The organism is Bradyrhizobium sp. ORS 86 (genome assembly GCF_045571475.1).
GTDB lineage: Bacteria > Pseudomonadota > Alphaproteobacteria > Rhizobiales > Xanthobacteraceae > Bradyrhizobium.
Genome location: NZ_CP120699.1, coordinates 4,912,799 through 4,937,768, shown reverse-complemented (window position 1 = coordinate 4,937,768; position 24,970 = coordinate 4,912,799). Strand labels below are relative to the sequence as shown.

The following is a 24,970-nucleotide window of genomic DNA, read 5'->3' as shown; positions in this document are numbered from 1 at the left end:
CGCAATGGACAGCAGCAGTCTGATGCAATTTGCCGGGGCGGTGGCATCCGGCGCAGTGCGGGTTGTCGATCTGACCTTCACGCTCAGTCCGGATTTCCCGGTCATCGTGCTGCCGCCGGAATTTGGCCAGGCCGCGCCCGTGCGCATCCAGCGGATTTCGCAATACGACGCGGCCGGCCCCGCCTGGTACTGGAACAACCTCAGCTTCGGCGAGCACACCGGCACGCATTTCGACGCGCCGATCCATTGGTTTACCGGCAAGGATCTGCCGAACAATTCGGTCGACACGCTGCCGGTGCGCGACATGATTGCGCCGGCCTGCGTGATTGATTGCTCGGCGCAAGCTGCGCAGGATCCGGACTTCCTGCTGACCATACCGGTCGTCGAGGCCTGGGAGAAAAACCACGGACGGATCCCGGAACGCCATTGGGTGCTCTTGCGCACCGACTGGTCGAAGAAGGGTTGGCGCGACTACGCCAATCTAAGGGACGACGGTGCGCACACGCCCGGACCGGATGTTGCCGTCATGCGCTGGCTCGTCGAGGAGCGCGGCATCATCGGGCTGGGTACGGAGACGATCGGGACCGATGCCGGCCAAGCCGGTCATCTCGATCCGCCGTATCCGGCGCACCACTTCCTGCACGGTGGTGGACGCTATGGGCTGCAATGCCTGTGCAATCTCGATCAGCTCCCGCCAACCGGCGCAGTGGTCGTGGCCGCGCCGCTCAAAATCCAGAACGGTTCCGGCAGCCCGCTGCGCGTGCTCGCGCTGGTGCCCGCACCGCAGGGTTAGAGTTCTCCGTTCGCATCGAGTGAAATCATGAACAAGACGTTCGTTGTCGGCGCCACACTCTTGCTGGGCCTCGTGACGCCGGCACGCGCTGAAATCCTTGTGGGATTCGTGACCGGGCTGAGCGGGCCGGTGTCTTCGATCGGCGTGCCGAATGCCAAAGGGCTGGCTGCGGGCCAGGCGTATGTCGGCGAGGTCGATGGTGAGAAGGTCCGCGTCATCCAGCTCGATGACGGATCGGATCCGGCCGCGTCGACGCGCGACGCGCGCAAGCTCGTGGAGCAGGAAAAGGTCGACTTCCTGATCGGGACATCAGGCGCGCCGCAGACGCTGGCGATGGCCACGGCCGCGGTCGAAATGAAGGTGCCGATGGTCGCAATTTCGCCGATCGCGCCGGTGCCGGCCGGCGAGGGCGGGCCATGGGTGGTGCAAACGCCGCAGCCGACGCCGCTTTTGGTTAAAGGCATCGTCGATCACATGAAGGGCCGTGGCGTGAAGACCGTGGCGTTCATCGGCTTCTCCGATGCTTTCGGCGATCTGATGTACACGTCCTTGGTGCAAGGCGCCGAGAAGGTCGGGATCAAGGTGATCGCGAACGAACGTTATGCGCGCTCCGACACTTCGGTCACCGCGCAGGTGCTGCGGGCGATCTCTGCGCGCCCCGATGCGATAATGCTTGGCGGCACCGGGACGCCCGGCGCGCTGCCCGTGATCGCGCTGTCCGAGCGCGGCTACAAGGGGCCGCTCTATGGCAATCACGGCATGATCAGCGCCGATTTCCTGCGGCTCGCCGGCAAATCGGCGGAGGGCATCATCTGCCCGACCGGGCCGGTGACGGCCGCCGAGCAACTTCCCGAGAGCAATCCAATCCGCAAGGTCGCGCTTGCGTTCCGTTCAGCCTATGAGAAGGCCAATGGCGAGGCGCCGGCCGATGCCTTTTCCCCTTATGCTTTTGACGGCTGGCTGGTGTTCATGGATGCCGCCAGGCGCGCCAAGGCGACGGGTGCGGCGCCCGGCACGCCAGCCTTCCGCAACGCGCTGCGCGAGGCGCTGTTCACGACCAAGGACGTGGTGGGTACGCACGGCATTTACACCTATACGCCGGCCGACCGTCATGGCGTCGACGACCGCGCACGGATTCTGGTTCAGATCGAGAACGGCAAGTACAAGCTGCTGCCGTAATGGTTGCGGCCCGCAGCTCAGCTATGACGCAACTTCGCCTTGAGGGCCCGCATGTCGATCGCGCGGTTGGACGCGACGGCGGCAGCCGCCAGCGTCTTGATCTCACCGCGGGCAAGCTTGCGCGTCGATGACAAGGGCAGTTCGTCGACGATTGCGACGTAGCCCGGCACCTTGTGATAGGCGAGGCGCTCCGCGCAGACCTTGACGATCGATGTCGCGAGTGCGTCGTCGTCGTCGACCTTTGTGTTCGGCACGATGAAGGCAAAAACCTCTTCGCCGCGGATGTCGTCCGGAACAGGGGTGACCGCGCAGCCGCCGATGCGAGCATCCATGTAAAGCGCGCTTTCGACCTCGAGCACGCCGATATTCTCACCGCTGCGCCGCACGATGGTCTTCTTGCGGTCGAAGAAATACATCAGGCCGTCTTCGTCGGCGTATACAAGATCTCCGGTATGGAACCAGCCGCCGTCCCAGGCCGCTTCGGTGGCCTCTTCATCCTTCAGGTAGCCGCTGAAGAAGCCAGCTCGCGGGGCATCGCCTTTGGCGCGCACCAGCAATTCGCCGGGTTTGCCAGGTGCGACGTCGGCGCCCTGATCGTCGACGAGGCGATACTCCATGCCGTCGGATGGCCGGCCGACGCAGCGCGCGCCGAAGCCGGCGGGCTCCCGTGCGGTGGTGGTGGCTGCGGCGCCTCCGGTCTCGGTCATCGCCCAGGCCTCGACGATCGGGATGCGGTAGCGCTCCTCGAAGGTGGCGCGGTGGCGGACGTCGACGCCCGGTGCAAACGCGAAGCGCACGCTGTGCTGTCGCTCGACCTCGGTCACTGAAAGTTGCAGCAGAATGGCCGGAATGACTCCGAGGCAATGCACGACAGTTGCGCCGCTATCGGCCACGCACTGCCACCAGCGGTTGGCGTGAAAGCGGTCGAGCGGCACCACGGCGCCGCCAAGCACCATCATCCCGACGGCACTGCAGCCAAGCGCGTTCATGTGGAACATCGGCAAAGGCGTCAGGTTGATTTCGCGGTCCGGCCGTAACGCAGCGACGCCACCTTGTGCGAGATACCAGTCGGCAACCTGCAGGAAATAGCGGTTCGAGAGCATGCACCCCTTGGGCTTGCCGGTGCTGCCGGAGGTGAACAGCAGCGCGCATTCGCTTTCGAAACTTGGGTCTTGGCCGGTAACGTCGCTTTCGCACGCGGGAATGCGGCTGTCAGTATCGATCAGGCGGGCACGTCCGAGTGCCGCATCCCGGGTCACATGGATGCGATCAGACGTCGCCACCAGCAGGTCGGCCTGCGACAACTCGAGTTGGAAGGACAGCTCCTCGGCGCGGACGTCGGGATTGATCGGAACGATCGAAACTCCGAGCGCATTGAGCGCCAGCCAGTGCAAGAAGAAGACCGGACGATTTTCAAGCAGCAGGGCAACCCGGGCGCCGCGTCCATAGCCGGCGGCCGCATATTCCGCGCGCAGGCGATCGACGTCGGTCTTGAAATTCCCGTATTTGATCCTGAACCCATCTGGCGCGTAGGGCAGCCCCGCGCTTGCCGGCGCAATCAGGAACGGCGCGTCCGGCAGCCTTGCGGCTGTGGCCGCGAAAGCATCGGCTGGCGATCGATAGCGGATGTCGCGGCTCATTGCGGCCCTGGCTCCTTTTGACGCCTTCGGGTCCGCCGCAGCGGGCGGGGCCCTTCGCACGCAGCCCGTGCTGCGACGATGGCTTTGGGTGAATACTTTAAGCCTAAACTATCTCGATGGCCAATAGCGAACTGGCAAACCGGCGGTGAAGCAGTGACGGTGCGCGTGCAGACAGGCGACGGCGGTGCGGCCGGGCAATGTGCGGATCGGTCGGTCTGGACGCTTTCCGTCGGCAGATTCTCCCGGGTCGTCTGTCGAGCTGTCTCGAAAGAGCCGTCCGCAAGGATTGCTTCGGCCGTCAACTCACCGAGCCAGAGCGGTGTCGCTGCTTGCGTGAATGCGGTCGGTGTACTTTGCGCTGATCGGCGCAAAGGCTGTCGGCAGCGGACCATCGGTGAAGAGGTGATGGCACTCGTCGAGATGGCCACCTCGCACGCTCGCGTTGCGGCCAAACTTGGTGGTGTCGGCGACGAGGACGGCTGTGCGCGAATTCGCGACGATGGATTGCCGCGCCTGAACTTCGCCGAGGTGAAAATCGAGCAGCGTGCCATCCTGGTCGACGCCGCCAACCCCGAAGATTCCGTAGTCGGCTCGAAAGCCCGCGAAAAAGCGCGCGGCAGCCTCGCCGACGATGTCGCGGTCAAGCGGGCGGAGCGTCCCGCCGGCGATCGTGATCTCTACGTCCGGATTATGTGCGAACGCGGCGGCGACGTTCAGATTGTTGGTGATCACGCGCAGATCGTGACGACGCGATAGCGCCTGCGCGACGTATTCGGGCGTCGTGCCGAGCCCGATCATGAGCGAGGCGCCGTCGGGAATGAACTTCGCGGTCGCATGCGCGATGCGCCGTTTGGCGTCGGCGTTCAATCCCTGTCGGCTGCCATAGGCAAGGTTCTGGTTCTGGACCGGGAGGCTCACGCCGCCGTGGATTCGGCGGAGCAGTCCTTGATCGCAGAGCGCATTCACGACACGGCGAATAGTCTGCTGCGTCACGTCAAAGCGCGTCGCAAGGTGCTCGATCGAGGCGAAGCCTTCCTCGCGCACGATCTCCAGTATGTGGGCCTGACGTGAGACGGCGATCTTGAGCATTGGGTTATCCGTTGCAACCAAAGTATCATTTGAACGTTTGGTGCGCAATTTTCTGTTTCATATGGCGTCACATTATGTTCATATGAACATTATACGCACTGCGCCGATGAATGGTGCGCGGTCTGGGAGGAACGATATGGATCGGTCTGCTTCTGGTGGCCGGCCTTCGGCTGCTCCGCCGGGGCAGGACACAGTGAGCGCACGTGACGCCTGCACCCCGCACCGATGCCCGCAGCCAAGAGCAAACAGGGCATGTCAGCGATTACGCTGAGTCACGTCTCCAAGTCTTGGGGGGCGATGCGCGCGGTCGACGATGTCAGTCTGACGGCGGATGAAGGCTGTTTGCTGGTGCTGCTCGGTCCCTCGGGTTGCGGCAAGTCGACGACACTTCGCTTGATCGCGGGGCTTGAGGAGGCCGATGCCGGCACAATTGCCATCGGTGGCATCGACGTGACCCATCTCACCCCGGCGCAACGGAAGATTTCCATGGTCTTCCAGTCCTACGCATTGTTTCCGCATTTGAGTGTGGCCGAGAATATTGTTTTCGGCCTCCGCGTGCGGCGCGTGTCGCGCGCCGAGAGAGACAAGCGGCTCCGGCGCGTCGCCGACATTGTTGGCCTCTCGCACCTGCTTGAACGCAAGCCGTCTCAGTTGTCCGGCGGTCAGCGCCAGCGTGTGGCGCTGGGACGAGCGATCATCGCGGAAGCGCGGGTCTGCCTCATGGATGAGCCGCTTTCAAATCTGGATGCCAAGCTGCGTCACGAGATGCGCACCGAGATCCGCGCGCTGCAACAGCGTCTTGGAATGACCATGGTGTACGTGACTCACGACCAGACGGAGGCCATGACGATGGCTGATCGCGTCGTGCTGATGCGTGACGGCCGGATCGAGCAGAACGGCTCACCGGAGGAGCTTTATAACCGTCCAGCAACGGCGTTCACGGCACGGTTCATCGGCACGCCGCCGATGAATCTGCTGCGTCAGGGTGATCATCTCATCGGTATCCGGCCTGAGCACATCCGCATCGTGCCGGATGGCGATCGCACTGCACGCGTCAAGGCCGTCGAGCATCTCGGCGCCGACAGCATCGTCTTGTGCGAGATCGACGGTCAGCCGGTCGCGGTTCGGCTCGACGGTTTCAGCAGCGTGCAGCCAGGCGAGGACGTCTGGATTGCCTGGGAGCCTGGCGACGAGCATCGGTTCGATCCGGCCTCGGAACGGCGATTGGTGACCACCTTCAAAGAGGGGCAACTCACGGCGTCGGGCCAATCGCGGTGATTTTCGGGTCGGCGAAATCGCTTCAATGAGGGAGACTAAAAGATGTTTGCGCGACGAACGATATTGATGGCGGCCGCACTCGCTGCGCTGTCCATGGGCGCCCATCCTGCAGCCGCGGTGGATTTGACGATGTATTATCCGGTTGCCGTCGGCGGTCCCGTTACGAAGATCATCGACGACATGGTCGCGCGGTTCGAGAAGGACAATCCGGACATCAAGGTCACGGCCGTCTACGCCGGCAACTACACCGATACGATGACCAAGGCGATGACGGCCATGAAGGGCGGGCAGCCACCGCAACTGTCGGTGCTGCTATCCACCGATGTCTTCACGCTGATGGACGAAAACGCCATCGTTCCGATCGACGGGCTCGTCAGCGACAAGGCGTGGTTCAAGGAGTTCTATCCGGCGTTCATGGCGAACGGGCAGATCGACGGCAAGACCTGGAGCATTCCGTTCCAGCGGTCGACGATTGTGCTGTACTGGAATAAGGAGGCCTTCAAGGAGGCGGGCCTTGATCCCGAGAAAGCGCCGGCGTCCTGGGACGAGATGGTCGAGATGTCCAAGAAGCTGATCAAGAAGGACGGCTCCGGAAACACCACGCGCTGGGGCGTCGAAATTCCGTCGACCGGCTATGGCTACTGGATGTTGCAGGCGCTGGCCATCGAGAACGGCCAGAAGATGATGAACGATCCCGGTAACGAGGTCCATCTGACCGCGCCGAAGACGGTCGCCGCGCTCGACTACTGGGTCGAGCTGTCGCGCAAGCACAATGTGATGCCGGCGGGCAGCATCGACTGGGCGACGCTGCGCACAGACTTCGTCGAAGGCAAGACGGCGATGATGTGGCACACCACCGGCAACCTGACTGCCGTCAAGGATGCCGCAAAGTTTCCCTTCGGCGTCGCCATGCTGCCCGCCAAGGAACGGCGGGGTTCGCCGACCGGTGGCGGCAACTTCTACCTCTTCAAGAGCGCGTCCCCCGAGCAGCAGAAGGCAGCCGTCAAGTTCATCCAGTGGATGACGGCACCGGAGCGTGCGGCGGAATGGAGCATGAAGACGGGCTACGTCGCCGTATCGCCGGCTGCCTACCAAACCAGCGCGATGCAGGAATATGCGAAGGGCTTTCCGCAGGCTGTCGTCGCGCGCGATCAACTCGAGCATGCGGTTCCGGAGCTCTCCGTCCACGAGAACGGCCGCATCTACAAGTTCGTCAATGATGCCGTGCAGGCCGCGGTCACCGGCACGCAGAAGCCGCAGGAGGCGCTGGCTGCCGCGCAGCAGCAGTCCGACCGCGTGCTGCGCGCCTACAAGTAAGGGAAATGGTGGGGTGGCGGCTCGCTGCCATCCCACCATTGACGGATGTCCGACTACGCCGCTTCATCGCCGATCTCCCGACACCGCGCTGGATCGCGGGCGTGGTGGAATGCAGCGAATGCCTGGCTGCTGCTGTTGCCGGCGGCGGTCCTCCTGATCGCGTTCACCCATTACCCGATCCTGGCGACGATCCGGCATTCGCTGTTCGTCACGCGCCGGAACGGCACCGAGGTTTTCGTCGGCCTCGACAGCTACCAGGCCATGGCGGCCGATCCGATCTTCTGGAAAGCACTGGTCAACAATTTCTGGTTCGCGCTCGGCACGATTCCGACGTCGATCGCGCTTGCACTGGTGATGGCGATTTGGGTCAATCGCAACATGCGCGGCCGCGGCTTCCTGCGCCTGGCCTATTTCACGCCGACGGTGCTGCCGATGATCGCGGTCGCCAACATCTGGCTGTTCTTCTACACGCCGGACTACGGGCTGCTCGACCAGTTGCGCGGGCTGTTCGGTCTCGCCGGCTGGAACTGGTTGGGCGATCCTTCGACGGTCATGGGGTGCCTGATCGTGATGGTGATCTGGAAGGAAGCCGGTTTCTTCATGATCTTCTACCTGGCGGCCCTTCAGCAACTCTCGCCGGACCTCGACGAGGCCGCGGCGATCGAGGGGGCGAGCCGATGGTACACGTTCCGGCGGATCACATTCCCCTTGCTGATGCCGACCACGCTGTTCGTGGCGATCAACGCCGTCATCAACTCGTTCAAGCTGGTGGATCACCTCGTCATCATGACCAAGGGCGGCCCGAACAATGCGAGTACGCTGCTGCTCTATTATATCTATGAGGTCGCCTTCACCTTCCAGGACTCTTCGTACGCGGCAACGCTGACGGTGGTGCTCCTGGTGCTGCTGAGCGCCGTTGCGCTGATCAAGTTCGGCTATCTCGACCGTAGGATCCACTATCAATGAGAGGCCGGACCCATCCCGTCGAGGCGGCCGCCGCCTGGTTCCTGGCCTTGATCTGGCTCGCGCCATTGGCCTATGCGTTCTGGAGCGCGGTGCATCCGGCCGCTTACGCAACATCGTTCAGCCTGTCCGCGCCGTGGACGCTGGAGAATTTCGCCCGGGCCTGGAAGCAAGCGCCGTTCGCCCGCTACTACCTCAACACAATTGTGCTGGTGAGCCTGATCCTGATCGGGCAACTGATCCTGTCGACGCTAGCCGCCTATGCTTTCGCGCGCTTCAAATTCAAGGGCAGCGGCATCGCGTTTGCGCTCGTTTTGCTCCAGTTGATGATCATGCCTGACGTGCTGATCGTCGAAAACTACCGCATGATCGCGAAGTTGGGCCTGCTGGACACGATCCCCGCGATTGCGGTGCCTTATCTCGCCAGCGCCTTCGGCATTTTCCTGTTGCGGCAAACTTTCAAGAGCGTCCCGCAGGAACTCGTCGAAGCCGCTCGGGTCGAGGGAGCGGGGCCATTGGGGATTCTCTGGCGGGTCTACGTCCCGCTGGCGCGCCCGACCTATGTGGCGTTCGGGCTCGTCTCGGTGAGCTATCACTGGAACAATTTTCTGTGGCCGCTGATTGTCACCAACTCGGTCGAGGCGCGGCCATTGACAGTTGGCCTCGCGGTGTTCGGCGCGCCAGAGACGGGGGTGGACTGGTCGGTCATCACGGCGGCAACCGTGATGACCATGGCGCCGCTGCTGATTGCATTCCTTCTCTTCCAGCGACAGTTTGTCCAGTCGTTCATGCGCGCAGGTATTCGTTGATGCGTCTCCTCACCTGGAACATTCAATGTGGCAAGGGCTGCGATGGCGTGACCGATCTTGCGAGGATTGTCGCGACCGCCAAGCAGGTATCAGATGCTGACGTCTTCTGCTTCCAGGAGGTCAGCTCGAACTTTTCCAGACACGACGGGGGAGGCGATCAGAGCGCGCAACTTGCGGCGCTGCTGCCCGGCTACATGCCCGTGTTCCGACCGGCGATCGAGACCGTCGATCAAGCCGGCCGGCTGCATCAGTTCGGCAACATGACCCTGTCGCGCCTGCCGGTCGTGCAGATCACCAATCATCTTCTGCCTTGGCCTGAAGCGGGCGCTGTGCGCAGCATGCGCCGCCATGCCCTGGACGTGACGGTTCAGGCTTCCTTTGGCACGCTGCGCGTCGTCAATACTCATCTCGAGTATTATTCGGCCGCTCAGCGAGAAGCGCAGATTACGCGACTATTGGACTTGCAGCAGGACGCATCGACCAGCCCAAAGGCGCCCACAGCGCCGCCAGACGAACCCTATGAAAGCCAGACCGTTGCGGCATCGAGCCTGATGTGCGGCGATTTCAACTTCGATGTCACCGATCCGCAGCACGCCTTGATACACCGGTCGAGTCGTCCAGGCCTCAACTATCGCGATGCCTGGACGGCTGGTCGTCCCGATTGTCAGCGGTCACCGACCTGCGGACTATATGATCACGTCCAATGGACGAATGGACCCGATTGTCGCGACTTCATTTTCGTGACGGAAGATCTGATTGGCCGTATCAATCACATCGATGTCAATGGCGAGACCAGTGCCTCCGATCATCAACCGGTGTTCATTGAACTCGCGGATTGAGAGTGTTTGGACTCGAACTGACGGTCCGGGTTGCTCCGATGAGACGTCGTGCTGAGGGGAGCATTCCTCCGGAACGCTCGGCGTTCCCCATCGATCGAGCTGAACGACCTTGACCTAGGCCGTTCGTGCAGGCAATTGCTGGATTGACCTTGCACAGTGGGATATCCCCGCCGGCCGCCAAGCCTGCCGCGGTGGTGGCTTTTCTGCGGCCAGTCCAACAGGATCAAGATCTGGGCCAGCGGCATCAACCGGGTCGATCAGAGGTACTCGCGTCAGCCGTGACCGCGAAACAACGACGGATTCAGCGTGGGACATTCAAAAAAGGTGCGCGCCGCCAGCCGTGCGACAAAGAAGAGCAAGAGGGCATCGCGTATCGAAGTCTCCTCGTCGTCGCCGCTCGGCATGCTGGCTCTTCACCTTCTTGCGCAGTTGCGAAAATCCGCGCGCGGCGGCGTCGTCTTCCTTGCCGAAAGCGAGAACAGGGCGGAGCGGCTCGGGAGTGTGGTTCACTCGCTTGATCCTTCGTGCGGGGTATTGGTTTTGCCGCGGCTGAATACGCTACCGTTTGACCAGTTGGAGCCGTCCCGGGAGATCGCAGGTCGACGAAGCTCGGTGTTGCGACGTCTGGCCAAGGCAAGAAAGCCTGTCCTGCTGGTTTCGACGGCGGAGGCCGTGATGGAACGCCTGCCGATGCCGTCGGCCTGGTCGCGCGTTGGGTTGGGCTTGAAGGTTGGAGCGACGTATTCCGAGCGGGATCTGAAGACGCGCCTCGAAGCGCTCGGATACGCCGTGGATGAAGAAGCGGAGTATCCAGGCGGCGTACTGTTCCACGGAATGACGTTCGAGGTGTTTCCGGCAGGCGCTCTCGGTCCGTTCAGGATAGAGCACGCCAAAGGCGTGATCCGAAAGATCGCGGCGGTCGACCCGGTCGAACACGAGATCATCTACGAGACCAAGGAGCTTCCGATCGACCCGATGTCGGAGCGGCTTGCGTTCGCCGGCAAGCGTGCGGGACGGGCGACGCTGCTCGACTATTGTGGCGGAGCCAAGTGGATCGCGGATGCAGGCGTGCCTGCGCATGCCGATAGCTGGCTGGATACGATCGGAGAGGCGGCTGGTCGCAAGGAGGCCGCGCGCGAATATCTCGGACGGAGTGACTGGAAGGGACTGGCGAAGCGCATCGGCGTGCTGCCTGAAAAGTCGCCGTTCAAATCGACGCCGGATTTCTCAAAGCTGGCCTCGCCGAGGAAGGCCCTCCGTGCATTTGTCGCCGACATGCAGCGCGCCGGATCGCGGCTGCTTTTCGTTGCAGCGCTGGAGGAGGACTTGCGCGCGATGGAGCGGATCGCCGGCATCAAGGCGGAGCGCTTTGCGGATTGGACCGAAGCGACGGCGGGGCGGAGCCGAGAAGGGGCGCTCCTGGCTGACTTCGATGCAGGCTTTGTCGGGGCCGGCGCAAAGCCTCTTGTCGTGGTGACGGCGGCCGATGTCCTCGGCAGCAGGGCTCATCATCCGCAACCCATGGCGCGAGCCTGGAATGCGGCGTTCGATCATCCGGAGGTGCCCGAGCAGGGCACGGTAGTCGTTCATCTGCAGCGAGGACTGGCGTTGCTCGATGGCTTGCAGGCCGTGCAAGCGGGAGGCGGGGCGTCGCGCGAGATGGTCAAGCTCGTATTCGCGGCAGATGATGCCGTCCTCGTTCCGCCCGCGGACTTGGCTCTGATCTGGCCTTATGCCGCGGAGCTGGGCAAGCTGACCCTCGACCGGGCGGACGGAAGTTCCTGGTGGGTGCGGCGTACCGGGGCGGAGAAGGAGATTCAAACGTCCGCCAAAGAGCTCGCCAAACACATCAGACAGCGGCGCCGCCGGCGCGCTCCCAAGCTGGTGCCGCCAGGCCCTGCCTACGAGAAGTTCGTCGCGCGTTTTCCGTACTTTACGACGATCGACCAGGCGAAGGCTATTCGAGATGTCCTGGATGATCTTGCGTCGGGTCATCCTATGGACCGCGTCATATGCGGTGACGTCGGATTTGGAAAGACTGAGGTAGCGTTGCGGGCGGCGGCCGCCGTGACACTGTCAGGCAAGCAGGTGGCGGTTGTGGTACCGACAACCGTCCTGGCGCGACAGCATATCGCGACCTTCCGCAAACGTTTCGGCCCGTTCGATATCGAGGTGGGAGGCCTCTCGCGGGCCACGTCGGCGGCCGAGACCAGAGATACGAAAGAGGGGCTCAAGAGCGGAAAGCTCAAGATCGTGATTGGCACGCAGGCACTCGCCTCGAAGGACGTGAAGTTCGCGAATCTCGGTCTCGTGATCATCGACGAGGAGCAGCATTTTGGAGCGGCGGAGAAGGCGAAGCTTTCGGAGCTATCCAAGGGAGCTCATACGCTCTTGATGAGCGCCACACCGATCCCGCGGACCCTCGCGGCGGGTCTTGCGGGCTTCAGGGATCTCAGCGTCATCGCGACCCCGCCCGTGCATCGGCTGCCGGTCGCGACCAGAATAGCCCCGCTTTCGGATGCCGCTATCGCCTCCGCATTGCTGCGCGAACGCAGTCGGCACGGCCAAAGCTTCCTGATTTGTCCCCGCATTCAGGATCTCGACCCGATCCTGGCACGGGTGCAGGCAGTGGCTCCCGACCTTCGCATCGTCTGCCTCCACGGCAAGCTGCCTGCCGACGAGATTGACGATCGGATGATGAGCTTCGTCGAGGGCGAAGCTGATGTTCTCCTGGCGACCAATATCGTCGAGAGTGGTCTCGATATTCCGCGCGCGAACACCATCGTGGTCTGCTGGCCCGAACGGTTCGGTCTTGCGCAACTGCACCAGCTCCGGGGACGCGTGGGGCGAGGTGGAACGCGCGCGTTCGCCCACTTGTTGACTGAGTCCGGCTCGGAGCATTCCGAAAAGCGCTTGGCCGTTCTGGAGGAGTTCAGCAGGCCAGGTGCCGGCTTTGCCATCAGCGAGCGTGACCTCGACCTCAGGGGCGCCGGCGACCTGTTTTCGGAGCAGCAATCGGGCCATGTCCAGGTGCTCGGACCTGTGCTCTACAGTCACCTCCTGAAGATTGCCTCTGAGAAAGCCAATAACGGCGCCGCTGATCTTTGGGTGCCGGATCTCAACCTGCCCCTCGAAGACACGCTGCCCAAAAGCTACGTCCAATCGGAGGCGGTCCGGCTCGAGATCTATGGTCGCGTTGCCAGATGCCTGAGTGAAGACGATCTCGACGACCTGGAAGATGAAACCACGCGTCGCTTCGGCAGGCTGCCGGCGCCGGCCCAGGCTTTCTTCGCGGCCGCAAAGCTGAGGATGGAGTGCAAGCGGAGGGGGATCATCCGGCTCGATATCGGACCGGAGGCGATCGCGGCGAATTTCTTGCCCGGGCGACTGCGGAAATCCAAGGCACGATCGCTGCAACGCGACGGCGATCGCGTGGTCTGCATCTGCAGGACGCATGAGGACCCATTTGATCGGGTCGGGGAGTTCCTGGATCTTCTGGACGAGTGACATCGGATGTTCGCTCTCACATTCCTGGGGACATCGGCAAGCGTTCCTTCGGCGGATCGCAATCATCCGGGGCTTTTGGTGGAGGCGGCCGGCCGGCGCATTCTGGTCGATTGCGGCGAGGGCACCCAGCGCCAATTGCTGCGCGCCGGCGCCGGCTTTCGCCGGCTTGACCGTATGCTTCTGACGCATGCCCATCTTGACCATGTGCTTGGCATTCCCGGCCTGTTGTCCACCCTGCGATTGCGGCAGGGGAGCGGTGCCGTGGCGATCCACGGCGGCCCGCAAACTCTCGATGTCGTCATCCGGATGCTCGCAGGTTTCTGGGGCGAAGGGAGAGCGCCGCTACCGCTGGAGTTCATCCCCTTGACGGAAGGTCAAGTCATCGACGCCGGAGGATGCGTGATTGGCTGCTTTCGGGTTCGCCATCGCGATACCGACAGCTTCGGCTTCACCTTCGAAATCCGCGCGCGCCGCCACCTTCAGCCGGACCGCCTCGCGGCCCTCGGCGTGCCGGACGGCCCGCTGCGCAAAGAGCTAGCGGAGGGACGATCGGTGACGATCGCGGACGGCAGGACCATTGATCCCGAGGACGTTCTCGGACCCGTGAGCGGCGGCAAGAAGCTTGTCGTTATCGGCGACGCCGAGACAACTGATGGCCTGTCCAGCTACGCCGCCGACGCCGACGCATTGGTGATCGAGGCGACATTTCTGGATCGCGATGCCCCAATGGCCCGGGGCTATAACCATCTCACGGCGCGGGAGGCAGCGCTGTTCGCCGCCGCAGCCAACGCGAAGATGTTGTTGCTCACGCACATCTCGGGGCGATACCCAGACGAGGAGATACTCGCCGAGGCGGCACGTGTCTTCCCGAACAGCAGAATAGCAAATGACTTCGACCGAATTGTTATCTGACCATTTCGGTTGAGCTTGCCGACTCCTTAGCTCGGCGAATTGACCGCTGTCCGCGCGATTTGTGCGGTGTTGACGTGGCCTCACTGACGTTTGGTCAGGGGCTCCTGGGAGCCACGTGCGCTGTCGCTGCCGGGCTCGTTGCCGGGCCTCGCTTGCGCCGGTTGTTGCTGGCCGCCAGGCGGGTTTTGCGCGGCCTGATCGGGCGCACGACCAGTCGTCGTTACTTCGTTCGCCGGTTCGGGGCTTTTCGTCGTCGCCAAGATCATCAGGATGATCGCAAGGAAAGCGAGCGCACCCGGCATGCCGAATTCTTTGGAAACGTTCGGGCGTGGGGCGAATCCCGCACCCGCCGAACGCGCCGCTTGCTCTTGCTGTTCGGAGACGGCTCGCGCCCTCGCGTCCTCCTCATCCACCAATTCCCGTGTGGTCTGATCGAGCCGCTCCCGCTCGTCGCGGCGCAGCCGGCCCGCTCGCACCACGGCAAAGACCAGGGCAAGCCCGAGCAGAGCGGCCCCGGCCCACCAGAGCATCACGAGCGGAAGTGGAGTGGTGGCGGCGCCGAGCATACTTCAACTCCATTTGCATGTGTTGAGAACGGCAATATCAGCGGCCTCTTTAAAGAACCGATGGTGGAGGGAGTCGTTCCCGAAAATCCGGCGCAGGGGGATGATCCGTGAGGGGAACGCAGCAAGTTCCATGCTGTTGGCGAGGTCCAGCGCCTCTGGCGCTGGACCTCGCTAGGCGATCCTGATCGATCACTTCCGCCAGGGCCAAGAGAATCGGGGCGATTGCGATCGCGCCGGCGAGGATCGCTCGGCCTCTGCGGCAGCGCGGCGGTCCGAGCGCACGACGGACCAAGTGGGCCGAAGGAGCGGAGGTTGCGGAGGGAGCCTGGGTCTCGCCCGTTCGCCGTGCGCCCCATGCGCGCTCGTGCAGGCCCGGACGCCGTGCGGGTGTGCAGTGCCGATCGCGTTTCCCTCCATCACTGAAGCAAATACTTGAATTTCCGATTTCGATTGGACGGCGATCTCGCGCGCGTTGATCAATTGCCGATCGGAGCATTCGGCGCCCAGACGCCAGGCAGGGGAGGTTACAAGTGGCTCGATCCGCATTCGTCGACGTCAACGCCGGTGCACGCCTCGATAGGCTGCCAATCTGCAGTTTCCACTGGCGCATCTTGGCCTTGATCGGCGCCGGCATGTTCCTCGACGCTTTCGACATCTATCTCGCTGGAGGCGTGCTGGGGGCCGTCGTGAAGGAGGGATGGTCCACCATCGAGCTGAACGCCGCCTTTGTCGCGGCGACCTTCGTCGGAATGACCATTGGTGCCTGGTGCTCCGGTATCCTCGGAGACCGCTTCGGCCGCCGCTTCTCTTACCAGGTAAATCTCGCGATTTTCGGCCTGGCATCGATCGCGGCTGCCTTCGCGCCTAGCATGATCGTCCTGATCGGTCTTCGCTTCATCATCGGCATCGGTCTCGGCGCCGAGATCGTCGTGGGGTATGCCACCTTGACCGAGTTCGTCCCTGCATCGTCGCGCGGGCGCTGGATCGGCCTTCTCGCCGTAATCACCAATTTTTCGCTGTTCGTGTCGTCCATGGTTGGCCTGTGGGTGATTCCGAATTTCGGATGGCGTTACATGTTCGGCCTCGTCGGCGTGCTCGCCATGATCGTTTGGTTCTTGCGCAAGTCGATGCCGGAGTCGCCTCGCTGGCTGGCGGCCAATGGACGCGCGGAAGACGCCGAAGCAATCCTCGCCGCCATCGAAGCCGAGGCCGCGCGCAAGGGCCCGCTTGCCCCCGTTGCGCCCAAGGCGGTCGCCGAGGAGAGCCCAGGTTCGGTCTGGCGGCTGTTCCAGCCGCCGTATCTCGGACGCACGCTGCTCGGAAGTCTGCTGCACATCGTCGTCGGATTCAGCCTCTACGGCTTCATCGGCTGGCTCCCGACATTCATGGTCAAGAATGGCCACAGCGTCGTCTCCTCGCTTGGCTACACGACGGTGATGGCGTTGGGCGGCCCGCTCGGATCGCTGATCGGGCTCGCGCTGGCGGACCGGCTCGGGCGCAGGCTGTCGATCATCTTCTCATCGGTGGCCGCCGCAGCGCTCGGGATCGCATACCCCTATATGTCCGATGGCGCCGCTCTCGCGGGCACGGGATTTCTGCTCGTCACCGCCATCTACGTGATGCTGGCGACCGGGTTCGCCATGCACGTGCCCGAGCTGTTTCCGACGCGATATCGGCTTCGTGGCACCGCTATTTGCGCGACGTCGGGACGCATCGCAACCGCTTTGGTCCAGTACGTTGTGGTGGCGATTTTCGTCTGGCAGGGCTTGACCGGCGTGCTGACGACATTGGCCGGTATCTTGGTCTTTCAGGCTGTAATTTTTCTTATCTTCGGATTCGAGACGAAAGGTCGGTCCCTGGAGAACGCTTCTGCGGTCGCGCCCGATGAGAGCCGAGCCTCGGTCTCGCGCGAGGCCGTCGATGTCGGCGCCTAGCTCAGATTGGTGCAGACCGTCCTGATCCGTTCGCGCAGCCACGCATTCGCGTTGCTCTGATCATAGCGTCGATGCCAGTACAACATCCAGTCGAACGGCGCGGACTCGAACGGGAGGTCCTCCATCCTGAGCTCTTCGTCCATCAAGACGGCGGCGAGATGTCTCGGCATCACCGCAAGAAGATCGGTCTGCTTGAGCACGTGGGGCACAACCAGCCAATGTGGTACGTTCAGGGTTATCCGCCGCCGATGGCCCCGTTCGGCGAGCACATCATCGACAAACCGCAGGTCGGTCGGGCTCATGGAAACCTTCATCTGCTCCTGAGCGATAAAGCTGTCGAAGGTCAGCCGGCCGCGCTTGATCGGGTGAAGACGCCGCATCAGGCAGACCATACGGTCCTGGAGCAGCGTTTCCGAACGGATCGAGGCTGAGTGCTCGAGACCCATGCTGACGGCGATGTCGATCTCGTCCCTTTCCAGCGCATCTACAGTCAGCGAAGGCGACAGATGGATCGTGTTGTAGGAGATTCTCGAATTCGGCGGTCTCGCGGCTGCAAGCCTTGGAAGCAGGAGGCAGGCGAGAATGTCCGACATTCGGATGGTGAAGGTGCGTTCTGCCTGGGACGCGTCGAACCCGGCATCGCTCACCATCACGCGTTCGACCTGGCGCAGCACTTGCCGCAACGGCTCGGCAAGCTCGCTCGCCCGGGGCGTCGGCTTCATCCCGGTTGTGGTCCGGACCAGGAGCTCGTCTTCAAACATCGCTCGCAACCGGCTCAGCGCATTGCTCATCGCCGGCTGGCTGAGACCGACGCGTTCGGCCGCCTTGGTGACGTGGCGCTCCGTCAGAAGCGCATCCAGCGCGACGAGCAGGTTGAGGTCGATCGAGCGAAGGTTCATCCGATCATTCATATCGTGAATGTGAGCAGAGGACAAATCCATTTCACCGATCATGCCGGACCCGGTACACACCGAGCGCAACCGAGGAGGCGCGTATGAGCTTTGAGAGCATCAAGAGCGAAGTGAAAGTCTGCATGTTCGACCAATATGGCACGGTGGTCGATATGCAGGGCGGGCTGGTGAAGATCGCGACGCCGTTCCTGAAGGAGAAGGGCTGGACCGGCAATCCGAACTCCTTCGTCACCTGGTGGCGGCGGACCCACTTCGAGAACTCGATGATCGATGCGCTGCTCCATCGCGAGCACACGCCTTATCGTGAGATCGGCCACCGTGCGGTGTCGCACGTCATGGACCGCTCCGGCATCAAGTACACGAAGGACGACGTGAAGTATCTCGTCGGCGAGATCGTGAAGCTGGAGTGTTTCCCGGAGGTGCCGGCGGCTTTGGCGAAGCTGCAAACCAAGTACAAGCTGGTCGTGCTGTCCAACGGAGATCCTGACATGCTCGAGGCGGCCAAGCAGTATCACAAGGTCCCCTTCGACAAGGTGATATCGGTTGCCGAAGCGAACTCCTTCAAGCCGCATCGCGCGACCTACACGAGGGCCGCAGAAATCCTTGGCCTCAAGCCGGAACAGATCCTCTTCGTCGCCAACCATGCCTTCGATGTCATCGGCGCGAAATCGGCGGGCATGCGCAGCGCGATGATCAATCGGCGCGACCGGCCGTTCGAAGAGACGCCGCACAAGCCCGACATCACCGTCCCGACGATGAAGGACCTTGCGGATGCGATCGTCTAGGACGGAAGCTCTCTGCGGCATCAAGGTCCTGGACCTTTGCCGCGTCGTCTCCGGCCCCTTCGCCACGATGCATCTCGGCGACCTCGGTGCGGACGTTGTGAAGATCGAAGATCCCTGTCTCGGCGACGAAAGTCGGCGGTACGGTCCTCCGTTCGTCAACGGGGAGAGTTCGTACTTCCTGTCGGTCAACCGCAACAAGAGAAGCTGCGCGATCGATCTGAAGTCGTCTGCGGGCCGGAGCGCGGTCATCGCGCTCGCTGATGTCGCCGACGTCGTGATCGACAATTTCAGGCCCGGAACGCTCGACAAGTGGGGCCTGACCTACGAAGCGATGAGTTCTGGCAACCCCAGGCTGATCCAGTGCAGCATCTCCGGGTTCGGGCGCACCGGTCCGGACGCTGAGCGGCCCGGCTACGACCTCATCCTGCAGGGGGAATCCGGCGTGATGGACATCACCGGCGACCCGGATGGTCCGCCCATGAAGGTGGGAACCTCGATCGCCGATCTGGTGACCGGTCTCTACGCGTCGCAGGCCGTGCTCGCGGCGCTCATGAGGCGCGAGAGGACGGGTGTTGGCGGGCGCGTCGATGTTTCCATGCTCGATGCCATGGCCTCATTGCTGACGTTCAATGCCGGCATGTACTTCGCGTCCGGAGAAAGCCCGAAGCGCCGGGGCAACGCCCACCCCACGATCAGTCCCTACGAAACCTTCGAAGCCAGTGATGGCTGGCTCAATCTCGGGATCGCCAACGATAAGTTCTGGTCGCTGTTCTGCGGTGTCATCGGCGGCGAGGCCATGGAAACCGATCCGCGCTTCGATAGCGCTCCCAAGCGCGCGGCCAACCGCGCGACGCTAGCCGGGATTCTGCGGCCCATATTCAAGTCCGCGCCGCGCGACCATTGGCTCGAAGTCCTCAGCCGCGCCGGCGTTCCGTGCGGCGCGATCCGGACGGTCGGCGAGGTCTGTGAAGCCCCGCAACTGATCCAACGCGGCATGGTCCAAACTGTGACGCACAGGGTCGCCGGTGAAGTCAAGTTCGTCGCCCGTCCGCTGCGCTTCGATGATCGTCCTCCGGCGCCTTCGACCCCGCCGCCGACGTTGGGCGAGCACACCTTCGAGGTGTTCGAGACCTGGCTCGGATGGACGCAAAGGGAAGTGTCCGACTACGCGTCCAAGGGTGCCTTCGGGGACGCAAACCTCGCGTGATCGCCATCGAGTCCGTTGACGGTCAGGAGGGGGGCTGCGTCTCCGGGAACACATCAACGACCTTGCTCGTCATGCCGTTCACGATCAGCACCTGATCCTTCATTTTGACGTACATGTAGTCACGCAGCTCTGGCATTTGCGCAAGAACCGGTGTTGGCAGCGATTGCGCTTTAACTCCGTTCGGGATCTTTGCGCCAACAGCGGGGGTGAAGTCCTTCGCTGACTTGGTGGTCGGCAATCGAAATTGGACTTCGTTGTGCTCGGTAAGCACCGCCTTGCGAATTTGCTCGCGCTGCATGTTCGTAAGGTTCAGTTTCGGCAGCGATGGATCCTGCGAAATCTTCGTGCCATTGCTGAGCTCGACTGCGCCTTGGACATTCGATTGCGCGAATGCGACTGCGCCAGTGTTCAGCATCATCGCGAGCGCAGCCAATACGGTTGAAGCCTTCATGGCCGTTCATCCTTGTCCGATATCCCCTAGGAGGAAAACGCAACGAACGGAGCGTTGCTCCGTTCTGGCTCGCGCGTTTGTAAGTTCCAGGCCGGGAACCTGCGGGCGCTTTGCAGCAAGAATTCCTCAGTGGCTGTGAGGCGGTTCACACCCTGTCCTCGCGCCTCGCAGTAATCAGGTCGGCGCAAGCATTTCCTGGATTTCAGCCAAACGGGAGATTTGCATGAAGCCTCTGATCATCATTGTCATCGCCGCGGCCGGATTGCTGGCTGCCGCGACCGGCATCCCGCGACCAAACTCGGGCTCGACGATCGGACATGCCGGGCCGGCGAGCACATCGACACTGCACGACATGCAAAGCACCCTCGGAGGCAAGCTGCAGGCCGAGGACTTTGACGATCGGTCATTGGTCTTTCCAAGGGACTCTAAGCGCTAGGCAGAAAGCGACGCACGCGGCCCGTTAGCCGAAGATGAATCGGTGCCTGCGGGACGCTGCCCCCGCGCTTACGGACTGAACAAGCCGACCTGGACGGGATGGTTACCGCTCAGCAGACCAAGCTGTTCCAGTTCCAGCCGATGAGCGTCTATTTCCAGAACAGCCAGGAGAAACGCCAGCACGACCGTGGCATAGATGAGGGTGGGCGACGCTCTGTCGCGTACGTCAGAATGGTGCGGCGGCAGCGTATCGCGATGTGATCGCCACCGGGAGATGAAATGCAGATACGCCTTCGGCCGTATTTGCATGACGTCGTCCTCAATGCATACATCGACGATAGGTCCAGGCTATGCCCGGTTCAAGTTAACAACCGCCGTTGCGGCATCGAGTAGCAGGGGACCACTCCTGCGATGCAGCATTGGCCGGAGGATGGCTTCAGCCGTCGACGACACCGAGCGCCTGAACATCCGATTGATCGCAGGCGACCTGAAGATTGCAGATGCGTTGGGTCCGACGTTTTGCCAGCAGTCTCCGCGTTGTGGCCGCCTTGCTGGCGATCCATTCAGTGCCGGCGCATGCGCAATTGGCCGGTCACGGCGGACCGGTGAGGGCGATTGCGATTTCCAGCGACGGCGACAGTGTCCTGTCGGGCAGCTTCGACACCGCGGCCATCCGATGGTCGCTTAAGACCGAAGCGGCCGAGCAGGTGCTTCGTTTCCACGCCGGCGCGGTGAACGCAGTCGCGTTCCTGACGGATGGTCGAATGGCGACCGCCGGAGCGGACGCGAAGATCGCAATCTGGACGGCCGGGCGGCAGCAGCCGGATCAGGTTTACGAGGGGCATACCGCGCCGATCGTTTCCCTCGCCGTCTCGCCGGACGGTGAAAGGCTGGCTTCCGCCTCCTGGGATCATACGGTTCGCATCTGGTCGCTCCGCGACGGCGCGCAACAGGTGCTGGAGGGGCATGCGCAGAACGTCAACGGCGTCGCATTCACGCCGGATGGACGATCACTGGTCAGCGTGGGTTATGACCGTGAGCTGAGGATCTGGCCGCTCGCGGGTGGCACCCCGAGCGTTATCAGGCTGGCCGCACCGCTCAACGCCCTGGCAATCGCGCCCGACGGCGAGATCGTGGCCGCCGGCGCCGACGGCAGGCTGCGCTTTCTCAGATCGGACGGTTCGGAAAATGATGAGGCGCAAGCGAGCCGGATGCCGATCGTTGCGCTGGCGATCTCGCCGGATGGCTCGCTGATCGCTGCTTCAGGAATTACCGGAGCCGTGACGATCATCGACCGAAAGTCGCGCAGCATCGTGCGAACGTTCGACGATTCAGGTTCGCCCGTATGGTCGGTCGCTTTCCTGCCGGACAACGCAACATTGCTGACCGGCGGCGCCGACGGCAAGATCCGGCGCTGGAATGCGCGGACCGGCGATGCCATTGGCTCATCGTTGCAAGCCACGCCGCGTGATCCGCTTGCAGGCTTTCCCGGAGACCGTGGCGCCGAGGTGTTCAGAGCGTGCGTTGCATGCCACACCTTGTCGGCGAACGATCCGCAGCGTGCTGGCCCCACGCTTGCGGGCCTGTACGGCCGCAGGATTGCGTCGTTGCCCGGCTATCGTTTCTCGGAGGCCCTGAAAGGGATGACTATCGTGTGGACGCCCGAGACGGTGTCAAAACTGTTCGAGCTCGGTCCAAATACCTATACGCCGGGAACCAAGATGCCGGAGCAACGAATAGGATCGGCGGAGGATCGCAAGGCGCTCACCGATTTTCTGGGGCGGGCAACATCGAAATGAAGGACGCTGGTCATCGGTGGTGCAGATCAAGATAAGTTCTGGCCGTCTGGCTTGTATCCCGGCTTCTCGTCTAGAAGCCGGGCCACCGCTCGACCGGAAGATCGGTCAAGTCCGGATGCTCTTTGAGCATGGTCGTGACGTCTACGGTGGGATGGGCCTTCATAGCCTCGGTGACGCAAGCGTTGACGTATTTCCGGCGCGAGAGCCACTTGATCTTCTTGCCTTTCGCTTCGGCTTTGCAGGCCACAATCGCCCGCTTGAGCGCGACTTTGTCAGCTTTGGACGGGCTCGCAGCATCAGCAGGCTGCGGCATCACTGCGACGACGCTCGCGAACAGCGTCGTAACGAACGACATCACTTTGATGAATCGAGACATCACGTGCTCCCGGGAATAGCTGCTTTCGTCAGTCCGCGTCTTAGGCCTTGGTGTTCCGTTGGCGCAAATAATCGTTGGTTGTGCGCGGCGGCGCGCGTTCGGGCACGTCGGCAAATGGGTCGAACTGTTGCTCGCTCATGGCGACGACGCGGCAATCCGCGCACATCCTGACAACATCCAGCCGCTTGTCGCCCGCGGGAAACATCCAATGCCGGCCCTCGAGTTTCGCGGCGACCTTGTCGATCGTGCTCTTCACGCCGAACGGCGTGCCGCAGCGAACGCAAAGCGCCGGCTCTTCCTCCTTGATGATCCGGGCCGGAGCCCTTGCGGCGCCGAAATCGATCTGCGGTTTCAGCGTAATGACCCTTTCGGGACATGTGCTCTGGCACAGCCCGCACTGCACGCAGGCGTCTTCGACGAACTTGAGCACGGGGCGTTCGGGATCGTCGCGGAGCGCGCCGGTGGGGCAGGCCGAGACGCAAGACAGGCAAAGCGTGCATCCGTCCGTATCGATGGCGACCGCACCAAGCGGCGCGCCTTGCGGCAACGGAATGATGTCGGTCGCCGCAGGCGCAACACGATGCAATTCATGAAGGGCAAAGCGAAGCAACTCGCGGCGCCTGCCTGTCGCTTTGAAGGTGGCCGCACGCTCGACGCCCGGCAGTGGTTCGATCGCCCGCAACTCTTGACCCAGGACGTCCGGATCGTCGGTTTCGATCGTCGAGACACGCTGCCCGGAAAGCCCGAGCCCGCAAACAATCGCATCAGCCATGGCGATGGTCTGGGAGAAGCCGGCTGTGTCGTGGAGCGGTTTTGCCCGCAGCAGGAGGCGGATCCCGATCGCGCCATAGGCAAAGGACGCCACGAATGCTTCGAGTCCGATCTGCGTCACCTCGTTGACGGCGAACGGCAGGACATTGGCCGGAAGCCCGTCGCCATGCCGGGCGAGGGCATCGATCAGCGCGGCGCCGTGTTGGCCGTCGTGGAACAGCACAATGGCATTGGCGCCGCCAGCTTCACGGAAGGACAAGAGCAGTGCGCGCAGCTTGTGGAGCAGCGCGTCGGCTGGCGGCAGGGCATAGGTTGCCGCACCTGTCGGACAGGCTGCGGCGCACTGGCCGCATCCGGCGCACACCTCGGCGCTGATCTTGACGTGATCGCCATCCGGGGTGATCGCTCCGGTTGGGCAGAGATCGAGGCAGCGATGACATCCGGTCAGCCCCGAGCGTGAATGAACACAGATGTCTGCGGCAAAATCGACGTATTTCGGCTTGTCAAAGCTGCCCACAAGGTCGCGCGCGCGCAGCACCGCGCGCAACATCGCAGCCGGATCTCCGGGGTCCGCGCGTAGGTAGCCATCGCGCAGGCCATGAGCTGAGAAGAGCGGCCTCCCGCCGGAAAGATCGAGCAGGATGTCGCATCGCGAGGTCAGGCCGTCGCGGGGCGCCCCGAACGTGAGCGCATCGCGCGAGGAGGGACGGGCGACCGCATAGTCATCTATCGTTGCCTCGAACGCTCCCAGATAGCCCGTTGCGCTGCGGATCGTCCCCTGGACGATCGGAAAGGATGTCACCGCCGGCGGCATGATCTGCGCCGGCCTCGTGATCATGACTGTGACGTCGAGGTGGTCGGCGAGCAGTTGGCCTGCCTCGACCGCAACATCGTCGCGGCCGTAGATCAGGATCACACCTTCGCTCGATAAGGTGACAAAAGGAGAAGCCGGCGCTTCGTCGGACGCTGATGCGAGCAGCGCTGCCATCTTTGGCCCAGCTTTGGCTCCCTCCGTCGACCAGCCGGCCATCTCGCGAAGGTTGACGAATTGCAATGTCCCCGAGCGCCGCTTCGCCTCGTCCTCAAATAGCGCGGCTTCCTGGGTGCAGCCGACGACGAGCATTCCTTCCGTCTTTGCCGCGTCGCGAAAATAATCGAGCTCTGCCCGGCAGAGCTGACGGAATTCGGCGATTTCGTTCTTACCGCACCCTCGTTTGATGGCGGCCGTGTCGAGACGCATCGTGTCTTCGCACGAGCAGATCACGATGGTTTTCGGCGGATCCGACATACGCAGCTACGACCCTCGACGAGGCTGAGAACCGGCGAGCGGACTCGCCTCGATCCTCCCGCTCGATTAAGCTATTCTTACAAGAGAAGAAAAGGAAGCTGGAGGTCCGACTGATACCGAC

23 protein-coding genes are annotated in these 24,970 nt (G+C 62.8%); 14 read left to right on the top strand and 9 right to left on the bottom strand.

From position 1 onward, the window contains the following. Window positions 1-4: 4 nt before the first annotated feature. Window positions 5-793, top strand: a complete 789-nt coding sequence (locus P6U25_RS23065) for a cyclase family protein (RefSeq protein WP_407147064.1) — start codon at window positions 5-7, stop codon at window positions 791-793. Window positions 794-820: 27 nt separating this feature from the next. After that, on the top strand, window positions 821-1,972 hold the full coding sequence (locus tag P6U25_RS23060) for an ABC transporter substrate-binding protein (protein WP_407147063.1): 1,152 nt from the start codon (window positions 821-823) through the stop codon (window positions 1,970-1,972). A gap of 17 nt (window positions 1,973-1,989) precedes the next feature. On the opposite strand, the gene P6U25_RS23055 is transcribed toward P6U25_RS23060, so the two are convergent. Beyond that, window positions 1,990-3,612, bottom strand: coding sequence for an AMP-binding protein (locus P6U25_RS23055; protein ID WP_407147062.1), 1,623 nt, complete (start codon window positions 3,610-3,612; stop codon window positions 1,990-1,992). A gap of 303 nt (window positions 3,613-3,915) precedes the next feature. Next, on the bottom strand, window positions 3,916-4,701 hold the full coding sequence (locus tag P6U25_RS23050; protein WP_407147061.1) for a DeoR/GlpR family DNA-binding transcription regulator: 786 nt from the start codon (window positions 4,699-4,701) through the stop codon (window positions 3,916-3,918). 252 nt (window positions 4,702-4,953) lie between these two features. Here P6U25_RS23050 and P6U25_RS23045 point away from each other — a divergent pair, with 252 nt between their 5' ends. From P6U25_RS23045 to P6U25_RS23025, 5 genes are read left to right on the top strand one after another with little or no spacing between them, the layout of a single operon-like run. Continuing rightward, the gene (locus P6U25_RS23045; RefSeq protein WP_407152585.1) at window positions 4,954-5,979 is read left to right on the top strand and encodes an ABC transporter ATP-binding protein; all 1,026 of its coding nucleotides are present in this window, start codon (window positions 4,954-4,956) and stop codon (window positions 5,977-5,979) included. 42 nt (window positions 5,980-6,021) lie between these two features. Further along, window positions 6,022-7,296 (top strand): ABC transporter substrate-binding protein, encoded by a 1,275-nt coding sequence (locus tag P6U25_RS23040; protein ID WP_407147060.1) that lies wholly within the window; start codon window positions 6,022-6,024, stop codon window positions 7,294-7,296. A 45-nt stretch (window positions 7,297-7,341) separates the two neighbouring features. After that, window positions 7,342-8,262, top strand: coding sequence for a carbohydrate ABC transporter permease (locus P6U25_RS23035; protein ID WP_407147059.1), 921 nt, complete (start codon window positions 7,342-7,344; stop codon window positions 8,260-8,262). Then, window positions 8,259-9,068 (top strand): carbohydrate ABC transporter permease, encoded by an 810-nt coding sequence (locus P6U25_RS23030; RefSeq protein WP_407147058.1) that lies wholly within the window; start codon window positions 8,259-8,261, stop codon window positions 9,066-9,068. Before P6U25_RS23035 ends, P6U25_RS23030 begins: the two co-directional genes overlap by 4 nt. Continuing rightward, complete coding sequence (locus tag P6U25_RS23025; RefSeq protein WP_407147057.1) at window positions 9,068-9,907, top strand: endonuclease/exonuclease/phosphatase family protein; 840 nt, start codon at window positions 9,068-9,070, stop codon at window positions 9,905-9,907. Before P6U25_RS23030 ends, P6U25_RS23025 begins: the two co-directional genes overlap by 1 nt. A 272-nt stretch (window positions 9,908-10,179) precedes the next feature. Here P6U25_RS23025 and P6U25_RS23020 read toward each other — a convergent pair whose 3' ends face one another. Next, window positions 10,180-10,311 carry a hypothetical protein gene (locus P6U25_RS23020; protein WP_407152740.1) on the bottom strand — a complete coding sequence of 44 codons (132 nt, stop codon included), beginning with the start codon at window positions 10,309-10,311 and terminating at the stop codon, window positions 10,180-10,182. Here P6U25_RS23020 and P6U25_RS23015 point away from each other — a divergent pair. After that, entirely contained in the window at window positions 10,310-13,414 is a 3,105-nt protein-coding gene (locus P6U25_RS23015) for a DEAD/DEAH box helicase (protein ID WP_407152584.1), read from the top strand. The genes P6U25_RS23020 and P6U25_RS23015 overlap by 2 nt on opposite strands. Window positions 13,415-13,420: 6 nt before the next feature. Further along, window positions 13,421-14,326, top strand: a complete 906-nt coding sequence (locus P6U25_RS23010) for a ribonuclease Z (protein ID WP_407147056.1) — start codon at window positions 13,421-13,423, stop codon at window positions 14,324-14,326. An 80-nt stretch (window positions 14,327-14,406) separates the two neighbouring features. Here P6U25_RS23010 and P6U25_RS23005 read toward each other — a convergent pair whose 3' ends face one another. Beyond that, window positions 14,407-14,892, bottom strand: coding sequence for a hypothetical protein (locus P6U25_RS23005; RefSeq protein WP_407147055.1), 486 nt, complete (start codon window positions 14,890-14,892; stop codon window positions 14,407-14,409). A 530-nt stretch (window positions 14,893-15,422) separates the two neighbouring features. Between P6U25_RS23005 and P6U25_RS23000 the strand changes: the two genes are divergently transcribed. Then, a complete protein-coding gene (locus tag P6U25_RS23000; protein WP_407147054.1) occupies window positions 15,423-16,826 on the top strand; it encodes an MFS transporter in 1,404 nt (467 codons plus the stop codon). On the opposite strand, the gene P6U25_RS22995 is transcribed toward P6U25_RS23000, so the two are convergent. Continuing rightward, complete coding sequence (locus P6U25_RS22995; RefSeq protein ID WP_407147053.1) at window positions 16,823-17,725, bottom strand: LysR family transcriptional regulator; 903 nt, start codon at window positions 17,723-17,725, stop codon at window positions 16,823-16,825. The two genes, P6U25_RS23000 and P6U25_RS22995, sit on opposite strands and share 4 nt — an antisense overlap. A gap of 95 nt (window positions 17,726-17,820) precedes the next feature. Between P6U25_RS22995 and P6U25_RS22990 the strand changes: the two genes are divergently transcribed. Both P6U25_RS22990 and P6U25_RS22985 read left to right on the top strand, forming a co-directional pair. Then, window positions 17,821-18,522, top strand: a complete 702-nt coding sequence (locus tag P6U25_RS22990) for a haloacid dehalogenase type II (RefSeq protein WP_407147052.1) — start codon at window positions 17,821-17,823, stop codon at window positions 18,520-18,522. A 67-nt stretch (window positions 18,523-18,589) separates the two neighbouring features. Continuing rightward, window positions 18,590-19,729, top strand: coding sequence for a CaiB/BaiF CoA transferase family protein (locus tag P6U25_RS22985; protein WP_407147051.1), 1,140 nt, complete (start codon window positions 18,590-18,592; stop codon window positions 19,727-19,729). 22 nt (window positions 19,730-19,751) lie between these two features. On the opposite strand, the gene P6U25_RS22980 is transcribed toward P6U25_RS22985, so the two are convergent. Beyond that, on the bottom strand, window positions 19,752-20,180 hold the full coding sequence (locus tag P6U25_RS22980; protein ID WP_407147050.1) for a hypothetical protein: 429 nt from the start codon (window positions 20,178-20,180) through the stop codon (window positions 19,752-19,754). Between the two features lie 223 nt (window positions 20,181-20,403). On the opposite strand from P6U25_RS22980, the gene P6U25_RS22975 reads away from it, so the two are divergent. Continuing rightward, a complete protein-coding gene (locus tag P6U25_RS22975) occupies window positions 20,404-20,616 on the top strand; it encodes a hypothetical protein (RefSeq protein WP_407147049.1) in 213 nt (70 codons plus the stop codon). Between the two features lie 68 nt (window positions 20,617-20,684). Here the strand turns inward: P6U25_RS22975 and P6U25_RS22970 are convergent, their stop codons facing one another. After that, entirely contained in the window at window positions 20,685-20,924 is a 240-nt protein-coding gene (locus tag P6U25_RS22970) for a hypothetical protein (RefSeq protein WP_407147048.1), read from the bottom strand. A gap of 191 nt (window positions 20,925-21,115) precedes the next feature. Here P6U25_RS22970 and P6U25_RS22965 point away from each other — a divergent pair, with 191 nt between their 5' ends. Then, window positions 21,116-22,414: a c-type cytochrome gene (locus tag P6U25_RS22965; protein ID WP_407147047.1), complete on the top strand. Its 1,299-nt coding sequence runs from the start codon at window positions 21,116-21,118 to the stop codon at window positions 22,412-22,414. 70 nt (window positions 22,415-22,484) lie between these two features. On the opposite strand, the gene P6U25_RS22960 is transcribed toward P6U25_RS22965, so the two are convergent. Both P6U25_RS22960 and P6U25_RS22955 read right to left on the bottom strand, forming a co-directional pair. Beyond that, a complete protein-coding gene (locus P6U25_RS22960) occupies window positions 22,485-22,790 on the bottom strand; it encodes a hypothetical protein (protein WP_407147046.1) in 306 nt (101 codons plus the stop codon). A gap of 40 nt (window positions 22,791-22,830) precedes the next feature. Continuing rightward, on the bottom strand, window positions 22,831-24,801 hold the full coding sequence (locus P6U25_RS22955) for a 4Fe-4S binding protein (RefSeq protein ID WP_407147045.1): 1,971 nt from the start codon (window positions 24,799-24,801) through the stop codon (window positions 22,831-22,833). Between the last annotated feature and the right edge of the window lie 169 nt (window positions 24,802-24,970).